A 6,207-nucleotide genomic window follows, 5' to 3' on the forward strand; every position below is an offset into this window, starting at 1 on the left:
TCTTTCCCGATTACATCGAGACAAGTTATTCTCTATTTAACTAATCCCTATTTAACTTTTCCCTATTAACTATTCTCTATTATCCATTCCCTTTGGTTTCAATTTTAGAATTTAGATAACGAATATATCCATTCAGGATTTTGATAGATTCCTCAATAGTAGAAGTAAGGCTTTTAAATAATTCGAGAGAAATATATCCACAATCTTTAGCCTCAATTAAATGGTCTATCATTTCAGCTTGGGATCCCCGGGAATTAAAATAAAACTTCCTGCTTTCCAAATAATGAAATCTGCCCCAACCTTCTGCAATATTTGCCGTCGCTGACCTGGAAGCTCTGATTAATTGGGAGGCAAGTTCAAATCGCTCTTCCTTTGGTAAAAAAGGAATCACTTCATTCCTAATCCGTCTTTTTAACTGATAAGCAGACTGCCAGCATTTTAAATCTTCAAAAGTCTCTCCTTTCATTGGATTTAGGGATTGGGGATTAGGGATTGGGAGATTAGGGATTAGGGATTAGGAGATTAGGGAACAGGGATTGGGGAACAGGGATTGGGGACTAGGGATTAGGTAACGGGGATTAGGGATTAGGAGCTTAAGTTTATCATCTATTCTTTCCCGATTACATCGGGACAAGTTATTCTCTATTTAACTAATCCCTATTAACTATTAACTAATCCCTATTAATCATCACTCAAACCTGTGCTTCCTTCTTTTTCCTAATCAACTCCTCTCTTTCCTTATAATATCTCAATTTCTCCTGGACTCTAGCGATCCTAAGTTTCTTATTATATGCTATTAAAAAGAAACAAAAGAGCAGGAAATAAATCATGGTCATGTTTTTCATGCGCATCACCACACCCAGATTACTGAGGGCATTCATAAAGGCCAGGGCTACGGGAATAAAGGTAAGTATGCCCGCCTTCAGGAAAAGAGGCATATCGCGTAAAGCTTCCGGGGTCCAGTTTCTATAGATAAAGAAACTCAGCCAGAGATAAACCAGGTTTTCGACGGATGAAAACAAGGCCACAAAGTTGTGCGCATCAATAAAAAGTGGCCTAAACATATACGTAAAAAGTCGCATGGGTAGGGAATAGGAAGAAATATCCACGGCAGACCCTACTCTCCCCCTGCTCAAATTTCCTGCAGTGGTTTCCGAAAGCTGGGCCAAGGATTCCAAACTCAATTCCTCTACCTTCAAAAAGGCCGCGGTAGAATCCAATAAAAGGTAGGTTCCAACGGCAGCTGCAGCACCCATAAGCACCTTGAAATGAATTTTCAGTTCAGAGCCCAACATGATAGCCATGGCTGCACCACCCAACAGCGCCTGCCCCATATGGGGCCTTGCCATATAGACGAAGAAAAGGGCGATCAACCCCTGCCACCAACGACTTTGATACTTTTGCAGGGCAAATAAAAACCAGGCAATGCCCCAAAAAGAAATGGCATCCTTTCCTACTCCGGCCGTCCAAAAATGGAGATTGAGAAAATAAAACACCGTTGGAAAAAGCGGAATACCCAATATTTCATGATTCATCGGGAAAAGTTCGGCCACCAGCACATAGATGTAGCGAATCCCAATAAAGCCCAAAAAACCAAAGAGTATATTTCCGGTGATATAGCTTAGGCCTAAAATCTTACTGGGCACATAACACAACCATAAAATAAACCAAGTAGAATCCCCAAAATAGGACATCCAAGTGACCTCTCCTTTAATCACTGCCTGCTCCATTCCCAATCTCCAATAGCCTTGGGAGTCCCCCCCATAATTCAGAATATACCAGGTAAAGAAAATACTGAAAAATAAGTGGTAAGCCAATAGGTAATGCAGGTGCAGTTCCAATTTCCTGGACAGCCCAAACTTCCTAGCCATACTGGAATTGGTATTGACCAGGGCGATGAGGAGGGGGATGATAACAAGTATATCTAGCACGGAATTGGAGGGGGAGGGATTGGGAGATTGAGAGACTGAGAGACTGAGAGATTAAGAGATTGGGAGATTAAGAGACTGAGAGATTGGGAAATTAGGACTTTTTGATCGATTTGAGGTATTCTCTTTTGAGGTAAAATATGAAACCATTGAGGACTTTTATAGCTTCAAGTACTTGTTGTCTAAGATCAAGAAAAGTTTCTTCATTGATGTATTTATCATCTCTAGCTTCAATGAGGTGGTCGAGAATTTCTGCAAGGGAACCTCGGGAATTGTAATAGAACTTATTCGAATCAAGGTAATGGTATCTTCCCCAACCTTCAGCAATATTTGCGGTAACAGACCTTGATGCCCGTAGAATCTGGGATTTTAGATCATATTCCTCTCTTCTGGGAAAATTAGATATAACCACTTTTTTAATATTCCTCTTTAACTGATAAGCTTTTTGCCAGCAAATCAAATCTTCAAAAGTATCAGCTCTCTCCATGGCTTAAAAATTTTTAATGCAAAGGTAATGGGATAAAGGGATTGGGGGATTGGGAGATTGGGAGATTAAGAGATTGGGAGATTAAGAGATTAAGAGATTAAGAGATTGGGAGATTGGGAGCTCAAATTTCTCTCCCGATTGCATCGGGACAAGTCATTCACTTATTCTCTAAGGCTCAATTCTCTTTTCCCAATTCCTTTTAATTCCAGCAACTCTGAATATAAACTTTCCACATCTTTGCAATACCGCTGAGCACTGTAATGCTCCAGGGCTCTTTGCTTTCCTTGGGCTCCCATTTTCTCTCTTAAGGAAACATCCTTGAGTAGAACTTGGATTTTTTCAGCGATGGATTCCGGGGAGTAGGGAGGCACCAAAAAGCCCGTTTCCCCATCCAGCACTACATCCTGTAATCCACCAACCCTGCTCGCAATCACCGGTAGCCCATGCATCATGGCCTCTGCTGCTACCAGTCCAAAGCCTTCATGTGCAGATGATATGCAAAAGACATCCATGATTTTATAATAAGGATGAGGGATGGCCTGATATCCTAAAAAGAAAACCTGATCCGAGAGTCCCAGATCATTTACCAAATTCACTAACTCCTGCCTATTTGGACCGTCACCAATTACCAAAAATTTGATAGTTGAGGAGTCTAATAGTTTTACTGCCTTGATGCAGTCAGAAAATCTCTTGACCTGGTCATACAACCTACCCACAGAGCCTAGGACCAAGTCTCCCTCTTGTATCCCTAAAGATTCCTTCAGCAATTTTAAGTCCTTTGGGTCTATCGGAGCTGGAATATCTACCCCATTATTGATCAAATGGATTTTATGGACAGGCAAACCTGCGGTAGTTTTCAGGAAATTCCCCACTTCCGGAGAAATCCCAATGATGGCATCCGAAAGGGAAAGAAAGAGTTTTTGAAGCCAAAGGGATTTTTTACTTCTACCTAATGGCAAGGAGGTTTCTTCTAAAATCCGGATGGGAACTCTTCCCAGTGATCCGGAAATTGCCGCCATACTCATTCCCTCGAATATGGCTCCATGAATGATATGGGGTTTGTATTTCCTGATTATGTCCAAAACAGCCTTATGCTTCTTCCATTCAAAGGGATGCTTAAATCCTCCAATTGGGATCAGCTCCACCCCTTCCCTTTCCAAAGCTTCTGCGATGGGACCTCCCTTCCAGGTACAGATGATTTTATGTTCAAAGGTTTCCTTTGGAAGTCCTCTCACCAAACTCAGGCGCACTTGCTCCACTCCACCGGAGGCTATGGTTTCTATGCAGTGTAGGATGCGGATCAAGGGGTTAAGAGATTGAGAGATTGAGAGATTGGAGATTAAGGGATTAGGACAAAGGCAAATTTGTGCGATAAATATCTAAAAGTGAAGAAATGTAATTCTCAACCGAAAATCGTTTTGCCTCCTCTTTTGCCCTTTCGCCCATGGCCCGTCTTTCTTGATTGGGGAGATCCAGGATTTTTTGCATGGCCCCCTGGATTTCAAGGGTATTCAATGGGTCGATTAATATACCCGATTGGGAACTGCCCAAAATTTCAGATGCCCCTCCCACTTGGGTTACAATACTGAGAAGTCCTACACTCATTGCCTCTGCCAGCGCCACCGGTGATCCTTCGCTCAAAGAAGGAAGAACAAAAGCATGAGATTCTTGCAAAAAAGGCCAAATATTTGATTGAAACCCAAACATCTCTACCTGATTTCCTAATTCTAAATTCTGAATTCTGAATTCTAAATTCTCCCGTTCAGGGCCGTCACCTACAATCCTCAACAAAAGTTTTCTGTCTGGATTCTCTTTAACTAATGCCCCAAAAGCCTGAATCAAGCTGTCTAAATTCTTTATCGGTACCAGTCTACAGGTAGTTACAAAAACAAAGTACTCATCTATTTTTTCTATTCTCTCCACTTCTTCCCGGAACTTCATTTTTTTCTCTTCTTTCTCCCGATGTATTCGGGACAAGCTATTCTCTATTCCCTTTTCCCTTTTCCCTTTTCCCTCAAAACAAACCGGATTATAAACCACCTCCACCTTCTCTCCTTCAACCTCCCCTAATTCCTGGATTTTTTGCTTTACATTTCCTGCAACTGCAATGATTAAATGAGCCATTTTATAGATCCAGCGAAAAACCCATTTCCAAAAGGAATGATGATTGGGAATTCCTATCTCCTCCCCTACTATTCTCGGTACCTTGGTAAGCTTGGCTGCCCAAATACCGTGGAAATTGGCCTCTGCCCCTTGGGTATGAACTACGTCGGGTTTGAGTTCGGCCAATAAGGCGATGAGTTTCCCCAAAAGCTTGAAATTGGGGATTCTTGGATTAAAATTCAGAATCCGAATCCGAATTCCCTCTGCTTCTAATTCCTCACTTACCTTACCGCCCTTACCCAATACGACCACAGTCAGTTCCAGCTCAGGAATTTTCTGCAGTGCGGGTAAGGAATAAGCCAAAACCTTTTCCACTCCCCCAAAATCCAGTTCGGATACGATGCGAGCCACCTTCATTTTCTATAGATATAGCGGAAACAGAATTTCATATAACTTCTAAAAAGCCATGACAATTTCTTGGAAGAAAAAACCGACTTTAGGATAAAAAAAGGGAGCCTATAAAAACAAGAAAGCAAGAAATAATCCCTTCCTAGTAAGGGAATTATCTTCCGAAGGGCATCTTTATTTTGAGGTTTTCTATAAAAGGGAAAGAGGTTAAATAAAACCCATTTGGTCCCAAAAACCCTGAAGTCTTTATAGATTCCATCAGGTACAGAATCTCCAAATTGATAGCTAGGATCCTGGAGAATTTTGGGGATCAGGCTTTCCTCTAGCAGGTAGTTTTTTTGAATGGCTGAAGTTCCGTCCTCCTGAGCGTAATGGACCAGAGAATTTTCGATGTAAAAGGCCTGGGGAGATTGGAGCATGACCTGAAACCAAAGATCCAAATCCTCCCCCAATTTAATGGAAGGGTCAAAGCCTGGGTTAGTTTCAAAAAAACTACGCTTCAAAACAGTGGCTGAGGTAAAAAAAAGTGTATTGACTATTGCTTCTTGAAAGTAATTCCAGACAGGTCTAAAAGAGAGCTCTGATATGGGTTTGAAATCCTCAAAAGTATAATGCGCTCCAATTAAAATCGCATCCGGGTTTTGATCGATTACCTTTTTGACATACTCCAGATAAGAGGGATGCCAATAATCATCCGCATCCAAAAATGCGATATAGGGATGGGAAGCCAAGGCTATCCCCTTGTTTCTGGCAGAAGATACCCCGGCATTTTCTTGGGTAATGAGCTGAACCTTGTCTCCAATCTTCTCCCTCACCAGCTCCTCTCCTCCATCGGTGGAACCATCATCTACGACTATTACCTCAAAGTCTGAATAGGTCTGCGCAAAGACCGAATCCAAGGCTCTTAGGATATAGGGGGCTTTGTTGTAGAGAGGGATGATTACTGAGAACACAATTTTTAATTATGAATTATGAATTATGAATTGGTCTGTAGGTTGTATGTTGTGGGTTTCGTCACTGCGAGCGTAGCCTGCGAAGCGTGGCAGTCTCAAAGAGAATTTCGTCAAAGAGGCAATTTGTAAGTCAATATGAAAGATTGCTTCGGGTTTCAAAAGCTCTTTATTGCCTCACAAAATCCAATTCAAAACCCTCGCAATGACGAACAACGTCACTGCGAGTGTAGCCTGCGAAGCGTGGCAGTCTTACAATAGAATTTCACCTTTGAAGCAGTTAATCAGTCCTATAGAAAGATTGCTTCGTCGCCAGATTGATCTTGATACT

General features: G+C 41.8%; 6 protein-coding genes. All 6 read right to left on the minus strand.

Annotated elements, in window-relative coordinates; genetic code table 11:
- Positions 1–79 precede the first annotated feature (79 nt).
- Positions 80–466 (minus strand): four helix bundle protein, encoded by a 387-nt coding sequence (locus P2G54_RS16165; RefSeq protein ID WP_275872599.1) that lies wholly within the window; start codon positions 464–466, stop codon positions 80–82.
- A gap of 226 nt (positions 467–692) precedes the next feature.
- Entirely contained in the window at positions 693–1,931 is a 1,239-nt protein-coding gene (locus tag P2G54_RS16170) for a hypothetical protein (protein WP_275872600.1), read from the minus strand.
- 91 nt (positions 1,932–2,022) lie between these two features.
- Positions 2,023–2,415: a four helix bundle protein gene (locus tag P2G54_RS16175; protein WP_275872601.1), complete on the minus strand. Its 393-nt coding sequence runs from the start codon at positions 2,413–2,415 to the stop codon at positions 2,023–2,025.
- Positions 2,416–2,576: 161 nt separating this feature from the next.
- On the minus strand, positions 2,577–3,719 hold the full coding sequence (locus tag P2G54_RS16180; protein WP_275872602.1) for a glycosyltransferase: 1,143 nt from the start codon (positions 3,717–3,719) through the stop codon (positions 2,577–2,579).
- A gap of 43 nt (positions 3,720–3,762) precedes the next feature.
- On the minus strand, positions 3,763–4,935 hold the full coding sequence (locus P2G54_RS16185; RefSeq protein WP_275872603.1) for a glycosyltransferase: 1,173 nt from the start codon (positions 4,933–4,935) through the stop codon (positions 3,763–3,765).
- Complete coding sequence (locus P2G54_RS16190; RefSeq protein WP_275872604.1) at positions 4,932–5,879, minus strand: glycosyltransferase family 2 protein; 948 nt, start codon at positions 5,877–5,879, stop codon at positions 4,932–4,934. The genes P2G54_RS16185 and P2G54_RS16190 overlap by 4 nt, the downstream gene beginning before the upstream one ends.
- Positions 5,880–6,207: the final 328 nt, after the last annotated feature.

Origin of the sequence: Algoriphagus sp. CAU 1675 (assembly GCF_029222925.1) — a bacterium.
Lineage (GTDB): Bacteria > Bacteroidota > Bacteroidia > Cytophagales > Cyclobacteriaceae > Algoriphagus.

What these genes read in the sequence shown, in the direction of transcription:
- P2G54_RS16175 (WP_275872601.1), bottom strand. Translation starts at nt 2,415, where the DNA reads ATGGAGAGAGCTGATACTTTTGAAGATTTGATTTGCTGGCAAAAAGCT.
- P2G54_RS16165 (WP_275872599.1), bottom strand. Translation starts at nt 466, where the DNA reads ATGAAAGGAGAGACTTTTGAAGATTTAAAATGCTGGCAGTCTGCTTAT.
- P2G54_RS16185 (WP_275872603.1), bottom strand. Translation starts at nt 4,935, where the DNA reads ATGAAGGTGGCTCGCATCGTATCCGAACTGGATTTTGGGGGAGTGGAA.